The organism is Pseudomonas ovata, assembly GCF_003131185.1.
Lineage (GTDB): Bacteria > Pseudomonadota > Gammaproteobacteria > Pseudomonadales > Pseudomonadaceae > Aquipseudomonas > Aquipseudomonas ovata.
Genome location: NZ_QFFU01000010.1, coordinates 44,169 through 61,879, shown reverse-complemented (window position 1 = coordinate 61,879; position 17,711 = coordinate 44,169). Strand labels below are relative to the sequence as shown.

General features: G+C 62.0%; 15 protein-coding genes. 7 read left to right on the top strand and 8 right to left on the bottom strand.

The genetic code is table 11. The features are described 5' to 3' along the window. From DGA31_RS15230 to DGA31_RS15210, 5 genes are all read right to left on the bottom strand, one after another. Positions 1-1,179 (bottom strand): glycosyltransferase, encoded by a 1,179-nt coding sequence (locus DGA31_RS15230; protein WP_109513116.1) that lies wholly within the window; start codon positions 1,177-1,179, stop codon positions 1-3. Beyond that, the gene (locus tag DGA31_RS15225) at positions 1,179-3,170 is read right to left on the bottom strand and encodes an exopolysaccharide transport family protein (RefSeq protein WP_109513115.1); all 1,992 of its coding nucleotides are present in this window, start codon (positions 3,168-3,170) and stop codon (positions 1,179-1,181) included. The genes DGA31_RS15230 and DGA31_RS15225 overlap by 1 nt, the downstream gene beginning before the upstream one ends. Before the next feature lie 18 nt (positions 3,171-3,188). Then, positions 3,189-3,968 carry a polysaccharide biosynthesis/export family protein gene (locus DGA31_RS15220; protein ID WP_109513114.1) on the bottom strand — a complete coding sequence of 260 codons (780 nt, stop codon included), beginning with the start codon at positions 3,966-3,968 and terminating at the stop codon, positions 3,189-3,191. Between the two features lie 111 nt (positions 3,969-4,079). After that, positions 4,080-5,537, bottom strand: a complete 1,458-nt coding sequence (locus DGA31_RS15215) for a mannose-1-phosphate guanylyltransferase/mannose-6-phosphate isomerase (protein ID WP_109513113.1) — start codon at positions 5,535-5,537, stop codon at positions 4,080-4,082. A 3-nt stretch (positions 5,538-5,540) separates the two neighbouring features. Beyond that, positions 5,541-6,977 carry an undecaprenyl-phosphate glucose phosphotransferase gene (locus tag DGA31_RS15210; RefSeq protein WP_109513112.1) on the bottom strand — a complete coding sequence of 479 codons (1,437 nt, stop codon included), beginning with the start codon at positions 6,975-6,977 and terminating at the stop codon, positions 5,541-5,543. 534 nt (positions 6,978-7,511) lie between these two features. Here DGA31_RS15210 and yegS point away from each other — a divergent pair. Then, on the top strand, positions 7,512-8,453 hold the full coding sequence (yegS, locus tag DGA31_RS15205; RefSeq protein ID WP_109513111.1) for a lipid kinase YegS: 942 nt from the start codon (positions 7,512-7,514) through the stop codon (positions 8,451-8,453). Here yegS and DGA31_RS15200 read toward each other — a convergent pair. Continuing rightward, positions 8,437-8,868 carry a hypothetical protein gene (locus tag DGA31_RS15200; RefSeq protein ID WP_109513110.1) on the bottom strand — a complete coding sequence of 144 codons (432 nt, stop codon included), beginning with the start codon at positions 8,866-8,868 and terminating at the stop codon, positions 8,437-8,439. The genes yegS and DGA31_RS15200 overlap by 17 nt on opposite strands. Before the next feature lie 531 nt (positions 8,869-9,399). Between DGA31_RS15200 and DGA31_RS15195 the strand changes: the two genes are divergently transcribed. The 4 genes from DGA31_RS15195 (at position 9,400) to DGA31_RS15180 (ending at position 12,175) form a co-directional block, all read left to right on the top strand. Continuing rightward, positions 9,400-10,332: a chemotaxis protein CheV gene (locus DGA31_RS15195; protein WP_056838946.1), complete on the top strand. Its 933-nt coding sequence runs from the start codon at positions 9,400-9,402 to the stop codon at positions 10,330-10,332. Positions 10,333-10,408: 76 nt separating this feature from the next. Further along, positions 10,409-11,218: an MOSC domain-containing protein gene (locus DGA31_RS15190; protein WP_109513190.1), complete on the top strand. Its 810-nt coding sequence runs from the start codon at positions 10,409-10,411 to the stop codon at positions 11,216-11,218. A 388-nt stretch (positions 11,219-11,606) separates the two neighbouring features. Then, complete coding sequence (locus DGA31_RS15185) at positions 11,607-11,807, top strand: type II toxin-antitoxin system VapB family antitoxin (RefSeq protein ID WP_056838948.1); 201 nt, start codon at positions 11,607-11,609, stop codon at positions 11,805-11,807. Then, positions 11,804-12,175, top strand: a complete 372-nt coding sequence (locus DGA31_RS15180) for a type II toxin-antitoxin system VapC family toxin (RefSeq protein ID WP_177339463.1) — start codon at positions 11,804-11,806, stop codon at positions 12,173-12,175. The genes DGA31_RS15185 and DGA31_RS15180 overlap by 4 nt, the downstream gene beginning before the upstream one ends. 187 nt (positions 12,176-12,362) lie before the next feature. On the opposite strand, the gene DGA31_RS15175 is transcribed toward DGA31_RS15180, so the two are convergent. Continuing rightward, positions 12,363-14,291 (bottom strand): transglycosylase SLT domain-containing protein, encoded by a 1,929-nt coding sequence (locus DGA31_RS15175; RefSeq protein WP_109513109.1) that lies wholly within the window; start codon positions 14,289-14,291, stop codon positions 12,363-12,365. A gap of 215 nt (positions 14,292-14,506) precedes the next feature. Here DGA31_RS15175 and DGA31_RS15170 point away from each other — a divergent pair, with 215 nt between their 5' ends. After that, complete coding sequence (locus DGA31_RS15170) at positions 14,507-16,420, top strand: ATP-binding cassette domain-containing protein (protein WP_056838953.1); 1,914 nt, start codon at positions 14,507-14,509, stop codon at positions 16,418-16,420. Positions 16,421-16,469: 49 nt separating this feature from the next. Here DGA31_RS15170 and DGA31_RS15165 read toward each other — a convergent pair whose 3' ends face one another. Then, positions 16,470-16,910 (bottom strand): universal stress protein, encoded by a 441-nt coding sequence (locus DGA31_RS15165; RefSeq protein WP_056838955.1) that lies wholly within the window; start codon positions 16,908-16,910, stop codon positions 16,470-16,472. A gap of 123 nt (positions 16,911-17,033) precedes the next feature. On the opposite strand from DGA31_RS15165, the gene DGA31_RS15160 reads away from it, so the two are divergent. Next, entirely contained in the window at positions 17,034-17,477 is a 444-nt protein-coding gene (locus tag DGA31_RS15160) for a hypothetical protein (protein WP_056838957.1), read from the top strand. Positions 17,478-17,711 lie beyond the last annotated feature (234 nt).

Here is a 17,711-nt window from a genome sequence, read left to right as displayed (position 1 = left end):
TCACCTCGCCTGACAGGCATGCTGGAACATTTCGCGAAAGCGCTCGGCCGTGTGTGGCCAGACCCTGTGCCGGCCCAGTTGCGCGGCGTGCCCGGCCCAGTCCTGGGCCTGATGCGGTTGGCTGCACAAGTGCGCCAGCGCCTGGCCCAGGGCCGCGACGTTACCTTGCGGGTACAGCGCGCCGTTGCCATGCGAGACCTCCTCGGCAAACGAGCGGGCATCGGAGGTGATCACCCCACGCCCGCAGGCCACGGCCCACGACAAGGCCCCGCTGGTGCCGCGCAACTGGCCCAGCAGCCTGAGCTTGCTCGACTCGCGGTACGGCAGGACCATCACATGGTGGGCCTGGATCACGCTGGCAATGTGCTCGGCCGGCAGGTCCAGTTGCCAGTCGATCAAATCGCTCAAGCCCAGTTGGCGGATGCGCAGGCGCAACTGGTCGAGGTAACTGCCGGCGCCAGCGAAGGCCATTTCCGGCTCGCTGCCGCCGGCCAGGGTCAGGCGCACGCTCTGGCGTAGGGCCGGCTGGCTGACGAACAGCCCCGCCAGCGCGTCGAGCAGGTCCTCGATACCTTTGCCACGGTAGATAAAGCCGAAGTACAGCAGGCGCAGCGGTTGCAAGGGCGGCAGGGGCACGGGTGCGATGTCCAGGTTGCCGTGGGGGATAACCACCATTTGTTGCTCATGCAAGCCCATGCGCTGGCGCAGGCTCTGGCTGCCGGTGCGCGTCAGCGTCACCAGGCGGGTCATGCCCCTGGCCAGTTGCCGTTCCTGACGCAGGCACAACGGGTCGGCCAGGACGGTGGCCACCTGTGTGGCAGGGGCTGGCAGGCGGTTGGCCAGCGACAGCGGCCAGGGCAGGCTTTCCAGGCGCCAGACCAGCCGCTCCGGGTCATGCACGGTGGCGGTCAGCGGCAACCCTGGCCAGCGCTGGTGCAGGGTCTGCAAGGCGCGAAACTCGGCCAGCCGGCCGCCGCCCAGTTCAGCGTGCACCAGGTCGATGCCTTGCCAGTCGGTGTCGAGCACCCGCTGCCGGGCCTGTCGGGGGTCGTTGCCCATGCCCTGCAAGGGTGTCAGTACCTCGACATCCAGCGCCTGCAAGGCCTGGCGCAGATGGCCGGCATAATCGGCAATGCCGTTCTGTTCGGGCGGCAGCGGGGCGAGCAGGGCAATACGCATCAGGCACGGCTCCCCAGGCGCTTGATGAACCTGAGCACTTTTTCCGGCACTTCGAAGCGGCGACGGTTGAGAATGATGCCGTCGACCCGCTTGAAGGCGGTGTTCAACGTGGTCAGGGCGTCTTCGAGCATCGGCACGGTGGTCTGTTGCGCACGCACCACCAGCACGATCAGGTCGGCCTCGCGCAGCAGTACGAACGGCTGGTCGTTGCCGTACAGGCCCGAGGCGTCGATCAGGACGATCTCGCCGGGGCTGGCCGGGCCCGCGCCTTCGGTGCGTACACGGTGGCCGTGTTCGACCAGCACGTTCTTCAGGCGCGCAATCACGAACTTCACCCCTTCGCCGGGGTGCTCGGAAGTAAAGCCGATGGCCAGGCCTCTTTCCGCTACCTGCTGGAGCGGCAGGATGCCGTACACCCGGTGCAGGTTGGAAGTGAACGCCGCACTGCGTTCCTGGGCGCGTTCCAGGTCTGGCAGGCTGGTCCACACCGGCACCCCGAAGCGGCTTTCGATCTTGTCGCCGTCGTGGATGCGCTGGTCCAGCAGGTAGAAGAAGTACAGCGCCAGCAGGCCCACCAGCAGGCTCAACGGCAGGGCCAGCAACAGCATCAGCATGCTTTTGGGGAAGACCCGGCTCGGGTTGAGGGTGGCTTCTTCGATCAAGGCGATGTTGCTGATCTGGCTGTTGTCCAGTTCACGGTCGATACGGGCCTTTTCCAGGCTGTCGGAATACAGGGCGTAGCTTTTTTCGGCGGCGTCCAGTTCGCTTTGCAGGCGCGACAGCTCGGGTTCCAGGCTCAGGGCCTGTAGCCGGTCCTTTTCCAGTTGGGCCAGTTGCGTGTCTTGCTCGGTCAACTGGGTCAGCAGCCGCGCATAGCTGGTCTGCTGGTCGGCGTAGACGTTCTGCATGCGGTTGTAGATCGGGTTGGGGGTGATGCTTTCCGAGCGCTGTACGGTCGTTTCCTGCTCCTTGAGCAACTTCTTGATGTTATCGATTTCCTCGCTGATCGCCCGGATCGGTGGGGCGGTGTCGAAGAAGGTCCGGCGCAGTTCCTGGCGCTCGACTTCCTTGGCGTTGATGCGGTTCTGCAGGTCCTGGCGATTGGGGTTCAAGGTCAGTTCGCGACCGGCGGAGACGGTCTTGGGCTGACTGGCCAGTTGTTTTTTCAGGGTTTCCAGGCCGGCCTTGGTCGAGGCGATGGCGCGGATGGTGTTGTTGCGTTCGGTGCGCAGGTCGTTCAGGCCCTGGGAGGTATCGGCCAGGCGCTGGGAAATGCTGACGGCGCCCAACTGGTTGAGGTAGGTCTGGATCTGTTTCTTGTAGACGATGATATTGGCGCCGGTTTCCTTGACCTCGGTGTCGAAGAACGTATACAGGCTGACCCGGCCCAGGGTCTTGGTGCGTTGCAGCTGGTACTCCTCGATCCAGTTGCGCAGCACGTCCTGGGCCACGGCCGGATCGTCCCAGGTGAAGGTCAGTTCCATGACCGACGAGCCTGGCTCGTGGCGCACCTTGAAGCCCTTTTCCAGGTTCTCGGCCAGGCGCTCGGCTGCCGAGCGCCGTTCGGCCAGGCCGATCAGTTCGAACAACCGGTGCACGGTGTCGAACACTGCGTAGACCGAATCCTTGAGCAGGTTCTTGACCGAACCCATGAAGCCCGCTTCTTCCCGGGCCTTGGACATTTCGGCCAGGTATTTTTCGGCCACCGTACGGGTGATCGGTCGGCCGGTGAGCATCCGTTCTTCGTCCAGCAACGGGTCGCGCAAGGCACTGGGCAACACGATCGACTGGCGGTTGGACAGCTCGATCGGCACCGTGCTGCTGTCGCGGCCAGGCTTGACCAGCAGCAGGGCGGTGGACTCGTAGCGGTTGGGCAGCAGGAAGGCACCCAGCACCACGATGACAAACGTCACCAGCACCGTGGTCTGCACTTCACGCCTGAAAATGAAAAACAGGCGCAGCAGATCACGAAATGAACGGATGTTGATCATGTGTCTTTTCCCTGACAGTTAGTTCTGCAACTCGTAATTCACGCCAAAGCCCAGGGACTTGGAGAACGGGATCAACTGGTTGAAGTACAGGTTGACGCCATCGGCCTTGTTGCCGACCGTGGATTTGGGCACGAACACCACATCGCCGCGTTGCAGCAGTACCGGACCCCGGGGCGCCTGGGGGCTGGACCAGAGCATCTTGCTGTAGTCGAAGAAATAGGTCTTGTAGAGGCCGTTGTCTTCCTGGCGCAGCAAGGCCACCAGTTGCGCGTCGCCGTCAGGGGCCACGCCGCCGGCGCCGATGATGGCCTGGTCCAGGGTAGTGGCGACGGTCACCGGCAGGTTGGTCGAGTTGCGCACCGCGCCACCGATGAACACCGTGTTGCCCGGCGCCTGGTTGATGTTGATGGTCATCGCGGTCTCGCGATAGATGTCCTTGAGCTGGTTCTGCAGGTGCGCGGTCAGTTGCGGGACGGTCAGGCCGGCAGCTTGTACGGTGCCGACCCAGGGATAGGAAAAGGTGCCGTCGGTGAGCACCTGAAACAGCGTCAGTTCATAGAGGGTGTTGGCCGTGAAGGCCGAAATGGTCGGCGGCTCGCCGGTGTTGCGCACGATACGCAACGTGTCGCCGGCTCGAATCTTCTGCGCCGGCAACGGCTTGCCGGCCAGCGCAAGCCCGGCGGTGCGGCCGGCCTCGATCAAGGCGCTGTCGTCCGGTACGCCGACCCTGGCCGGGGTGTTGCAGGCACCGAGCGCCAGCAGGCAGGCGGCCAGCAGCACGGATTTGAAAGGGCGCATATACATCCGATCCATGAATACAGCTCCCTGACGGGGAAAACATGCCGGCCCACAGCGCCGGGTTGCAAGTGCCGCGTGCCAGAACGCACACGCGGCCGGTCACGCAGCGGTTCAGGCCTTGGCGGTCTGGGCCGGCACGCGCCCGTAGATGTCGGTAAAGCGCACGATGTCGTCTTCGCCCAGGTACTCGCCGCTCTGCACCTCGATCATCACCAGGTCGATGACCCCGGGGTTGACCAGACGGTGAGTGTGGCCGGGCTTGATAAAGGTCGACTCGTTGGTGTCGAGCATGAATTCGCGCTCGCCATTGGTGACCGTGGCCATGCCGCTGACCACGATCCAGTGCTCGCTGCGGTGGTGATGCATCTGCAACGACAGCGAAGCCTGCGGGTGCACCACGATGCGCTTGATCTTGAAGCGCTTGCCCTCCTCAAGCACGGTGTAGGTGCCCCACGGCCGGGTGACGGTGCGGTGCAGGCGATAGGCTTCGTGGTCCTGGCGCTTGAGTTCCTGGGCGATGAGCTTGACGTCCTGGCTGCGGTTGCCGTCAGCGATCAGCAGGGCGTCGGGGGTGTCGATGATAATCAGGTTGTCCAGGCCGACCGCGCCGACCAGGCGCTTGGGCGAGTCGATGAAACAGTTGGTGACCTCGTGCAGCACGGTCTGGCCGTTGCACTGGTTGCCCTGGGCGTCGGCCGGCGTCAGTTCGCGCAGGGCCTGCCAGGAGCCAATGTCGCTCCAGCCCAGTTGGCAGGGCACCACCGCCACTCTGGCCGAGTGCTCCAGCAGGGCGTAGTCGATGGAAATGTCCGGCACCTGGGCGAACAGGTCATTGTCCAGCTCGACCTGTAATTCATGGCTGCCTTGCTTGGTGGTGCTGTGGGCCAGGCAGGCGCTGACTGCGTCGAGCACCTCGGGGGCATGCAGGCGCATCTCGGCCAGCAGGGTGTCGGCGCGCAGGCAGAACATGCCGGCATTCCACAGGTGCAGCCCGCCGTCGACCCAGGCCTTGGCCGTGTCGGCGTCGGGTTTTTCGACAAAGCGCGCCACCTGGTAGCCGTCGCCATTGAGCTTCTGGCCCTTTTCGATGTAGCCAAAGCCGGTTTCCGCTTTGTCGGGCACAATCCCGAAGGTCACCAGCCAGCCCTGTTCGGCCAGGTGCCGGGCCTGGGCCACGGCGGCCTGAAAGGCCTCAATGTCCGAGATCAGGTGGTCGGCCGGCAGGATCAGCATCTGCGCATCCTCGCCGTACAACGTGGCCACGTGCAGCGCAGCGGCCACGATGGCCGGTGCCGTGTTGCGTCCCACCGGCTCCAGGATGAAGTCGAGTCTGGCGCGCTTTTTATTCAGCGGCCGGTAGTCGTCGACCGTGCGGAAATACACTTCACGGTTGGTGACGGTCAGCAGGTGTTCGACCTGGGGAATGCCGGTGGCGCGGTTGAAGGTCTTTTGCAGCAGGCTTTCGCCATCGGGCAGGCGCATGAACGGCTTGGGCATGGCCTGGCGCGAGACCGGCCATAGCCGGGTGCCGGAACCGCCGGCGATGATGCAAGGGATGAGGGTACTCATCAATCAATAAACCTCTCGGTTGAGCAGCACGGCCGGAACCGTGCGCAGAAGGATGTAGAGATCGAACCAGACGGACCAGTTTTCGATGTACTCAAGATCGAATTCGACGCGCTTCTCGATTTTTTCCACGGTATCTGTCTCACCCCTGTAGCCGTTGATCTGCGCAAGTCCTGTAATGCCCGGTTTGACGCGATGCCGCGAGGTGTACTCCTTGACCGCTTGCTCGAAGAGAATGCCGGCCGCTTTGGTGGCTGTGGCATGGGGGCGCGGGCCCACCATGGACATGGTGCCGGCCACCACATTGAACAGCTGTGGCAGCTCATCCAGGCTGGTTTTACGGATGAAGCGACCGACCCGCGTGACCCTGGCGTCGTGGCGGGTGGTTTGGTTTTCCGCCGTGGCATCGGCCTGGTGCTGATGCATGGAGCGAAACTTGAAGACCTCGATCAGGCGGTTGTTGTAGCCGTAGCGTTTCTGCCGGAACAGCACCGGGCCCCTGGAGTCGAGTTTGATGGCAACAGCCACCAGCAGCATGACCGGAGACAAGAGGGCCACGGCCAGTGACGACAGCACGATGTCCTCGGCGCGCTTGATGAACGGCGACCAGCCGTTGAGCGGCACATCCGAGGCATTGAACATCGGCAGGCTGGCCACTTCGGTGATGCGGTTATGGGTGTGGCGAAAGGCAATCATGTCCGGCACCAGCAGCACATTGACCGGCAACCGGCGTAGCTCGCGAATGATGTAGTCCATGCGGTTTTCGGCCGTCCAGGGCAGGGCCACCAGCACCTGGGTGACCTTGTCTTCGCGGATCAGGCGCTCCAGGTCGCCGGTATTGCCCAGCAGCGGCAGGTTGGCAACGGTCTTGGGCATGCGCCCGATGCGATCGTCGATGAAACCGCTGACCCCCGAACGAATGTCCTGATGCTGGAGCAGGTATTCGGCCAGGCGCAGGCCGTTCTCGGTGGCGCCCAGAATCACCGCGTTTTGCAGGAACAGGCCTTTCTTCATCAGGTGGCGGAACAGCACCAGTAACAGCAGGCGCAGCAGGCACAGCAGGGCCAGGGTCGACAGGTACCAGACCAGCAGCGCGTCCTGGCTCACCGACTGCAGCACTTGCATGAAGTGATGCATGATCAACAACAGGCCGAAGGCCGCCGTCCAGGCGAACAGGATCATGCGCATGCGCAGCGAGTTGCTGAACAAGGCCTCGGAATACACGCCCAGCGCCTGGAACATCATCACGCAGATCAGGCCGAAGACCAGCAGCATGCCCAACTGCCCCTTGGCCTGATCGACCTGGATCGCAGGCTCCAGTGCCAGGATTACCAACCCCGGCACCACGCAGGCCAGGCCATGGGCTAGGCGAATGCCGAACAGGAAATACTCCACCAGGCTGGTTCGGGTCAGCGACAGACTGTCGACGGGCTGCAACCGCATAGGGTTTCCTCACTGCGTGTCGATCCTTTGCTCAAGCGTCGGTCCTTGAAATCCATGGCTTGACAGGAGAAGGTCAAAAAAATGTCTATTTGTAAGAGCTGGGAAATATAGTCATTGTTTTGGCGTTTGCAGGTTTATTGCTCCTTGGATTTTCAGTCACTTGTTAACAGTTCTGACGATTGCTATAGCTAATGCCTTGTTTTCATGTAGGACGTATCTGTGATGGCGAACAGAAGCCGCTCTCGGTCAGGCTTTTTGACAGTAAAGCCCATGCAACAAAAAACGTCGGGTTTGACACGCGGATTTGCCGGACAGCGAACGTGCAAACCGCCCGCCTGCAGTTTCTTTCCCCAATAAAACCGGGCCGATGCAGGCGCTGGCCGGGGCACGAAAAAATTACTGGCGCTCGCGAGCGCTTTTGTTTTGGCCAGGGTCATATGCAGGTATCGCCCGCCGCCCGCGACGAACCTGCCCAGGGCAACGCCCGGCGTCCGGCGCGGACGTGGCAACCATCATCGATTACAGGGGACCGTCATGGCTCAACGCAGAGCGATTCTGATTCTTCATGGCAAGCAGTCGCTCAATGAGGATGTACGCAGTGCCGTCAGCCGCAAGCGCGAGGAGGGCTGGGAGCTGGATGTGCGCCTGACCTGGGAAGGTGGCGACGCGCAACGGCTGGTCGCCGAGGCCCTGGCCGCCGGTCATCGACGGGTGATTGCCGGCGGTGGCGACGGCACCTTGCGCGACATCGCCGAGGCGCTGGCCTTGAGCGACGTGCCAGTGGGCGATGATGATCCGTTGAGCCTGGTGATCCTGCCCCTGGGCACGGCCAATGACTTTGCCCGTGCCGCCGGTGTGCCGCTGGAGGTCGATGCCGCCATGGACTTGCTGGACGCCCCGGCACGCCCGGTTGACCTGGGCGAGGTGGACGGCAAGCTGTTTCTCAACATGGCCACCGGCGGCTTCGGCAGCCAGGTGACGGCCAATACCTCTGAAGACCTGAAAAAGGTCCTGGGCGGTGCCGCCTATCTGTTCACCGGGTTGAGCCGTTTCAGTGAACTGCATGCGGCCTATGGCGAGTTGAGCGGCCCTGACTTCCAATGGAGCGGCGACCTGCTGGCACTGGGTATCGGTAACGGACGCCAGGCCGGCGGTGGCCATGAACTGTGCCCCACGGCGCTGGCCGATGATGGCCTGCTGGACATCAGTATCCTGCCGGCCCCGCAAGAACTGGTCGGTACGCTCAAGAGCCTGCTGTCCGGCGGGCTGGGTATCGAGAACATGTTTGTCCGCGCCCGCCTGCCGTGGGTCGAGATCAAGTCGGCACAAGGCCTGGACATCAACCTTGATGGCGAGCCGTTGTCGATCAAATCGATGCGTTTCAGTGCGCGGCCGGCGGCCTTGCGGGTGCATTTGCCAACGGGGTCCGCGCTCTTGGGTGCCAGCGAAACGCCCTGGCTCAGTCGCGCTGACTGACGCCTGGGGGCGTAGCGGTTGCTGCCTGATCGCCGAGCCTGGCGAGCAACCGATGCTGATCATCATCGTCCAGCGGCAACTCGCCGGTGTGCGGGTCGATCAGTTCCAGTTGCCAGGCCAGCAGGCCCAGGCAGTGCCTGAGTGTGGCGATGGCCTCAAGGCTCAAGCCATGGCTATCGATCAACCGCGCCAGGCGTTGCTGCAGTTGCAGGGTGAAGGCCGCCATAGTGTCCAGCGAGGCGCCGGCGGCCTGCTCGGTAAGGCTGAGCAGGGTCGCTTGCAGGCAGGCGATGGCATCTTCGTCATCGGCGATCATTTCCAGATGAGTCACGCATTCGTGCAACCGGTGCAGCAATGCCTGGGACTGGGTCACGAATTGATCGTGTCGATGCAACCATTGATTGCTGTTCAGCATCCTTGATCTCCATGCTCAATGGATAGCGCACACAGGGCGCGCGTTATGAATGCCTGACAGTTAATTTTGGTTTTGTTGGAAAGTCTGTAGGGCGTTTCTGAATGTTGCCTGGCTGTGATATTCAACCGCTTTGAACGCACGACAGAGGCTGCAGCAGGCGCGCACCCGGACGCGCAATAGCGCCCGGGCAGGTGTAAGGGTCGCAAATCCTGAAGCACGGTCAACGGCCTGACTCCATTCATGCGTTGAGAAGGTCGTCACAATAATGGCTATCGAATATGACGAGTATCGGGCGCGCCCCGAGCCGGACTCAGGCTTACCCTTACGCTCGGGCATTCCAATTGGCTTTGCGGGAGGGCTTGCAGGCCTGTCGGGCAGTGGCAATCAAGGCACCACTCAAGCATGATGCCTGTATGACATCAATGACTCCGATTGACTGCAAATAGCCTTCAAGGGTCGCTAAGGTCTGGCGTTTTCCAGCCGATAAACCGGCTGGCAGACTCATCGTTATCAACGCTTCAGGAGCTATAAATGGCCGGCATTCTCGACACAGTAGATCAGCGCACACAATTGGTGGGCGAGAATCGCCTGGAAATCCTCATGTTCCGCCTGGCCGGTCGTCAGTTGTTCGCGATCAACGTATTCAAGGTCCAGGAAGTGCTGCAGTTGCCCAAGCTGACGCTCATGCCGCAGCGTCATTCGTTCGTGTGCGGCGTGGTCAACCTGCGTGGCCAGACCCTGCCGGTGATCGACCTGTCCCAGGCCATCGGCATGCGCCCGCTGGTGCCAGGCCCGGAGAGCACCATCATCGTGACCGAGTACAACCGTACGGTGCAGGCGTTTCTGGTCGGGGGCGTCGATCGCATCATCAACCTGAACTGGGAAGCGATCATGCCACCGCCGGCCAGTGCCGGTCGCCAGCATTACCTGACGGCCATCAGCAAGGTCGATGACCAGTTGGTGGAAGTGATCGACGTGGAAAAGGTCCTGGCCGAGATCGTGCCGTACAACGCCAAGGTCTCACGCGAAAAACTCGAAGACCCGATCCTGGATCATGCGCACGGGCTCGAAGTGCTGCTGGTGGACGACTCCAAGGTCGCCCTGGCCCAATTGCGCGATACCCTGTCACAGCTGGGCCTGAAGCTGCACACGGCCAGCGATGGCCTCAAGGGCCTGAACATGCTCAAGGCTTGGGCCGACACCGGCATGGACATGAACGAAAAACTGCTGATGGTCTTTACCGACGCCGAAATGCCGGAAATGGACGGTTATCGTCTGACCACCGAAATCCGCAACGATCCGCGACTGAAAGGGTTGTATGTGGTGCTGCACACCTCACTGTCGGGCAGTTTCAACGAATCGATGGTCAAGAAGGTGGGGTGTGACAACTTTCTGTCCAAGTTCCAGCCCGACAAACTGGTGGACATCGTGCGCGACCGGTTGAAAATGGTGTTGGAAGGCTAAAACGTGTGCAAAGCCTGTAAGCTGTGGCGCGAGTCTTGAAGTGTTCGTGTCACACAAGGAAAAGCCGGCCATGGCCATGTTACAACTCAGCGCGCTTTACCGTTACCCCCTCAAGTCCTGCAAGCCCGAGGTGCTCGACAGCGCCCGCCTTGATGCGCTGGGGCTGGCCGGGGATCGCCGCTGGATGCTGGTCGATGCGGCCACGGGGCGTTTTCTGACCCAGCGCGCCCTGCCGCATATGTCGCAACTTTCAGTGCTGTGGAATGCCACCGGTGGCGTCACGCTGGCCGCCGAGGGCCTGGGCTCGCTGGACGTGGCCGTGCCCTGTGATCAGGCCGATACCCTGCGTGGCGTGACGGTCTGGCGCGACAGCCTGCAGGTGCCTGATGCCGGTGACGAGGCTGCCGCCTGGGTCAGTGCCTTTATCGGCAAGCCAGCCCGCATGGTGTACATGCCCGAGGGGCGGGCGCGCTGGTTGCCGGATGGCTATGGCACGGTCGCCGACAAGGTGGCATTTGCCGATGGCTTTCCGCTGTTGCTGATTGGCCAGGGCTCGCTGGACGATCTTTCGGCGCGCATCGGCCGGCCGCAGGAGATGCTGCGCTTTCGGCCCAACCTGGTGATCAGCGGGACCGAGCCGTTCGCCGAAGACAGCTGGAAGCGCATTCGTATCGGTACGATGGAGTTGCGGGTGCTCAAGGGCTGCTCGCGCTGCATCCTGACCACCATCGATCCGGCCACCGGCCTGCGCAGCCAGGACCGCGAACCCTTGACCACGCTCAGGACCTATCGACAGGTCGAGGGCGAGATCCTGTTCGGGCAGAACGTGGTGGGTGACGGGGAGGGGCAGCTGGAGGTGGGGATGGCGGTCGAGGTGCTGGAGTAGGGCCCTTTAGGACCCCTCTGAAAACGACCTGCGTTGTCATCGCTGCGTTAAAAACAGGCCCGTGCGCGAGTCCGATCGTGCGCGATCCCGGTCAAAATGCTCATTTACAACCTGTAAAGTCGAACGTGACTCCGACCGTTTTTCGCCTGTTTTTGTGGGGCCGCCGTCGGTGTTGCGCTGACTGCCTCGCCTGCGTTTATAGAGGCCCCCCTTTATGGCGTGGCTTCGCGCACTTTCCCCAGGCCTATCCGTCCAGATCAGCGGCCGGTTGATTGCGCGTCTGTCGTTCCTTTATGAAACACAAGTATTGTATTAAAAGGTACACGCTGCCAGCATCAGGTTTGATGTATGTTCGCATTATTATTGATGTTGTAAGCGAGGTTCGATCATGAGAACGACCGTTACGATTGATGACGCCCTGTACGCGCGCGCCCTGGAAGTTGCAGACCCCAACATGGACAAGGCCGATTTGTTTCGTGAAGCCGTACAGACGTTTGTCCGTGTCCAGGCGGCCAAGCGCCTGGCTGCCCTTGGCTCTTCAATGCCCTCGATCAAGGACATTCCACGCAGAAATGAAGATTTGAAATGATGGATGTATTGGTCGATACATCCATCTGGGTGGCGCACTTTCGAACTCACAATCAGCCCCTGGTGCAATTGCTTGAGCATGATCGAGTGCTGATCCACCCTATGATCCTGGGTGAGCTGGCGTGCGGTACGCCGCCTGCGCGGGTTCGAACGCTGGCTGACCTTTCCAGCTTGAAGCATTGTCAGCAACCTGCCTTAAGCGAAGTGATGACCTTTGTAGAGCAGCACAAGCTGTATGGTCTGGGATGCGGACTGGTCGACATGACCCTGTTGGCATCAGCCTTGATCACTCGTGCCAGGTTGTGGACGCTGGACAAACGACTTGCCAGTCTGGCCACACGCCTGCAGATCAACTACCAGCCCCTTTGACAGGTCCCTGCATACTTACTGTTGCGGTTGCCGCTTTGCCAACACTGATTGCAGACGCCTGGTGATTTGGGGGCGGGTTGTTCTTGCAGGCTATGGTCTGGCTGGGGAGAGGGTCGCAGCCTCTCTCACAGACCGCCCCGGTCAAAGAACAACCCGGCCGCAAGCGTGGATCCTGGCCGTTCAGCCCTTACAAATCATCAAAAAACCGTTCATGCCAATCCACCAGCGGCTGCGGCGAGTTGAGCTTCTGGCCGTAGATCACCGAATACGACAGCACGTTCTGCACATACTGGCGCGTCTCGTCGAACGGAATGCTCTCGACCCACACATCGAACGCCAGGTGATTGGCACCCTTGAGCCATTGCCGCACGCGGCCGGGACCTGCGTTGTAGGCGGCCGAGGCCAGGACCCGGTTGCCATTGAACTGGCCATGCACCTGGCTCAGGAACGCGGCACCCAACTGGATATTGGTATCCGGGTTCAACACCTGCTGCGGTGAGGCCAGCGGGATATTGAAGCGCTTGGCGGTCTCCTTGGCGGTGGCCGGCATCAGCTGCATCAGGCCGCTGGCGCCGACACCTGAGCGAGCGTCATCCATGAAGGCGCTTTCCTGACGGGTTATGGCAAACACCCAGCTTGAATGCAGACCGCGCAGATTGGCTTCACGCACCAGGGTGTCGCGATAGGCCATCGGGAAGCGGATATCCAGATCGTCCCAGTACTGCGCCTGGCTGATGGTGCGAATGGCCGGGAAGTACCATTTCAGGTCATAGGCCAGTTTGGCCTGGGCGACCATTTCATCGCGGCTGAAATGACGGCTGACGTGATACCACTCACGGCGTCCGTCGACGATTTCGCCCCGGTCATGAAACTCCAGCGCACGGCGCACGCCTGGGGTGTTGCGCACCTTGGTGATCAGCGCCTGGCTGAGCAGCAGCGGCTTGTTGTTGAGCTGATAAGGGTTCTGGGTACGATCGGCGGCCAGGAAACCGTAGAAATCACGCTCCTTGGCCACGTCCTTGTACAGGGCCGGAATCTGCGGGTTGTTCGGTTGCGCCAGCTCCAGCGCACGCGCTTCCCAGTAACGCCAGCGGTTGGTGTCGGCCAGCGACGGCGGCAGGCGCCGGGCCAGGTCGTAGGCGTCCTGCCAGCGGCCCAGGCGCAGCAGCAGGCGCATGCGCCATTCGCTGACCGTGTCGTCGCGCAGTTCGGGGTCGTAGCGGGTCATGACGTCCAGTGCGCGGTCGTCATAGCGCCGCGCCAGGGTCAGGCCGATCTCCTTGGCGATCTCGACTTTCTCTTCCCGGGAAAAGCGCAGGCTGGTGGCATAGCCATCGAGCATCGCCAGCGCTTTCTGCGGGTCCTGGCGTGCCAGGCGGCGCAGGCCCAGGCCGACGACATCGGACATGGCCTCGTCGACCGGCATGAACTGCGCCGGGTTGTTGAGCATCTCGGGCTTCTGCGCCACGGCCAGCAACAGCTTGCCCTGGGGCGCCAGGGACGTGAGGCTGTCGACCAGCGTCTTGGCCAGCGTGTAGTTGCGCGCCTGGGCGGCGAGCTTGGCACGCTGCCAGCGTTTTTCTTCGGGTAACTGGCCAGCAGCGGCCCATTGCGCGAAAAAGGCATCGCAGGCGCCGGGCAGGGTCTTGCTGGTCATCCACAGTTTTTCGGCGCTGGCAAAGCCTTCGGCGCGCTGACCGTGGCCGATCTGGTACTGGCCATACAGGCAGTCCAGCTCGGTGAAGTTCATCTTCGGGTCGTAGTACTTGACGAAGGTCGCCCAGTCGCCGCGCTCGGACAACCAGCGCAGCCAGCGCAGTTTCATCCAGTTGGCCTGCGGCAGGTCGCCATGCTCGGCCAGGAATTTCTCGATCTCGGCGTTGCTGGCGCTTTTCAGGCGGGCCGTCAGTTCGTCGTATTCGAGGTAGGGCTGCAGCGGGTAGTCGGCCAGCGCCACGCTGCTGGCCATGTACGGCCCGGTATCGCCCCGCGCCAGGGCACGCTTGGCCTCGTCATAGAGTTTGCGCTGTTGGCTGAGGTCCGCCGCCTGGGCATGGGTGGCGGCCGTGATGGAGAGAAGCAGGCAGGATACAAGGCTGAACAAACGACCGCGCATGGGACTTCCGGGCTGGTGAGTCGTAAAAAGTGCCGCTAGCTTAGCCTTTTGCCACCTCCGGTTGAAAGCATTGCCGTCCATCGAGACTCACCTGGAAATAAATCTTTGTCCCGCAGGGCGCAGGTGGCGGGCTTCAAGGGTATTGCCCGGTCATCGGATGCCGACATTCGCCCGCCATCTCAGGTAGAATGCGCGCCCGGTTTTTGGAGAAGATCATGACCCTGCTCAAATTCAGCGATGTGTCCCTTGCCTTCGGCGCCATGCCATTGCTGGACAAGGTCTCCTGGCAGATCGCCCGTGGCGAGCGGGTGTGCATCATCGGCCGCAACGGCACTGGCAAATCCAGCATGTTGAAGCTGGTCAAGGACAGCCAGAAGCCTGACGAGGGCTCGATCTGGCGTGCGCCCGGGCTCAAGATCGGCGAATTGCCGCAAGAATTGCCCGAAGCCGACGAGCGGACCGTGTTCGACGTGGTTGCCGAAGGCCTGGACGGTGTCGGCGCGCTGCTTGCCCAGTACCATCACCTGGCGCAGAACTGCGTCACCGAAGACGACCTCAATCAGCTCATGCATGTGCAGCAGGAGCTCGAGGCCCGTGACGGCTGGCGCCTGCAGCAAGTGGTCGACAGTACCCTGAGCCGCCTGCAACTGCCGGCCGACAAGACGCTGGCCGAGTTGTCCGGTGGCTGGCGCCGGCGTGTGCTGCTGGCTCAGGCACTGGTGTGCGAGCCCGACCTGCTGCTGCTCGACGAACCGACCAACCACCTGGACATCGGTGCCATTGCCTGGCTTGAAGAGGCCCTCAAGGATTTCCAGGGCGCCGTGCTGTTCATCACGCACGACCGCTCGTTCCTGCAGAACCTGGCGACCCGGATCCTGGAACTGGACCGTGGCGGCCTGATCGACTGGAATGGCGACTACGCCAGCTTTCTGGTGCACAAGGAAGCCATGCTGTCGGCCGAAGAGACCGCCAACGCGCTGTTCGACAAGCGCCTGGCCCAGGAAGAGGTCTGGATCCGCCAGGGCATCAAGGCCCGCCGTACCCGTAACGAAGGCCGTGTGCGCGCCCTGAAGGCCCTGCGTGTCGAGCGTGGCGAACGTCGTGAGCGCACCGGCAAGGCCAATATCCTGATCGAGTCGGCCGACAAGTCCGGCAAGCAGGTTATCGTGCTGGACAACGTCAGCTTTGCGCACCCGGGCGGCCCGCAACTGATCAAGGACTTCTCGATGGTCCTGCAGCGCGAGGACCGCATCGGCCTGCTGGGCGCCAACGGCACCGGCAAGACCACCTTGCTCAAGCTGATGCTCGACAACCTGCAGCCGACGTCTGGCACGGTCGAGACCGGCACCAAGCTGGAAGTGGCCTACTTCGACCAGTTGCGCCATCAACTGGAACTGGAAAAGACGGTGATCGATAACATCGCCGAAGGGCGTGACTTCATCGACATCGACGGCCAGAGCCGCCATGTGTTGAGCTACCTGGGTGATTTCCTGTTCAGCCCGCAGCGTGCCCGCACGCCGGTCAAGGCACTGTCCGGGGGCGAGCGGGCACGGTTGCTGCTGGCCAAGCTGTTCAGCAAGCCGGCCAACCTGCTGGTGCTCGACGAACCGACCAACGATCTGGACGTCGAGACCCTGGAGCTGCTTGAAGAGGTGCTGTCCAACTACAAGGGCACTGTGCTGATGGTCAGCCACGACCGGGCATTTCTCGACAACGTGGTGACCAGCACCCTGGTGTTCGAAGGCGAGGGCAAGGTTCGCGAATACGTGGGCGGTTACCAGGACTGGCTGCGCCAGGGCGGATCGCCACGCCTGCTGGGCGTGGCCGACAGCAAGTCGGGCAAGGCCGAGCTCAAGAGCGCCGTGGTGCCGCCTGTGGCCGCCGCGCCCGTGGCGGCAGCGCCTGCAGCCAGAAAGAAGCTCAGCTACAAGGAACAGCGCGAGCTGGAAGCCTTGCCGGGGCAGATCGAGCAGGCTGAAACGCAACTGGCGACCCTGAGCGCCGAGATTGCCAAGCCGGCGTTCTATCAGCGACCCTCTGCCGAAGTGACGGCGATGCTGGCCAAGGTCGAGACGGTGCAGGCCGAGCTGGATGCGCTGCTTGAGCGCTGGGCCGAACTGGACGACTGATGAAACGAAAACGCCCGGTTGATACCGGGCGTTTTTCGAGGCGGCTCGCTTACTCCTGTTTCTTCAGGCGTACGGCCAGTACGTCACATGGCGCGCCATGCAGTACATCGTTGGCGGTCGAGCCCAGTAGCAGTGCCAGGCCATGACGGCCATGGCTGCCCACCACGATCAGGTCGCAATTGTGTTCACGGGCGAGCTTGTGGATCTCCTGGCGCGGCTGGCCATATTCCAGGTGGCTTTCGCCGGTCTTGATGTCCGGGTACTTGAGTTTGATCTGCTCCAGCTTGGTCTTGGCCTGGTCGATCTGCTGCTGTTGCAGTTGTGACAGGTCCATCGGCACATCGCCACCAAAGGCCATGGCCATGGGTTCGACGATATGGACGGTCGATAGCCTGGCACCACTGACCTGGGCCAGTTCGCGTGCCTTGCGGATGACCGGATCGCATTCTTCGGTGAGGTCTATGGCAACCAGGATGTGTGTGTACGGCATGAGGGTATCCTCCGGAAGATTGCATGCGGCGAGTATGACCCTTTCGCGCCCTTCTGGGCAGGCCGTTGTGGGCCAGCGTTTTATTGATTTTTGTAAGGCCTGGGTAAGGCGGGGGCAAGAAATATGACGAGCTGGATCATTCTGTCAATCATTTGTGTGATGTTGAGCCCTCTGGTGTGGATGATGCCCACTCGTCGGCAGAACGGCAGAATGGCCCTGCGCCTTGAGGCGCGGCGCCTGGGACTGGGCATGCAGCTCAGTCGCGAGGAGTGGCCACACTGGCTGCAGCGCGAGCCGCCAGGCTCCTGTGCCCAATACCACCGCCCGCGCCAGGCCGGGCAGACAGCCTGCTGGGCTTACTGGCAAAGTGAGCCTGGGGTGTGGGTGAACCGCTGGCGCGAAGTCTGTGAAGACGAGCAGATGATGGCCCATTTCAGGGCGTTACCGGCCGATGTCTACAAAGTCGAGGCCGATACGCAAATGGTCGCGCTGTATTGGGGAGAACGCGGCGATGCACAAGTGTTGCAACATATGAATGCGACACTCAAGGCCCTGGCAGCCAGATGAACAGGGCTGGATGACAGGCATAAAAAAGCCCGATAGCAACATCGGGCTTGGGTGTGGCCAGGCAGGCCGGTAATGCGGTGAGCTGACGGTGCAATGCCGCAGTGATGACGCTGTTATGCGGGTGTCAGGCAATGGCTGGACTCTAGCGGCTTTGCTCTTTTTTGTCGCTTTTTTTCTTCAGAATTTGCTGATGTGAACCGCCACGGTGCACGGGCAACTGCTGGACTTTGACCC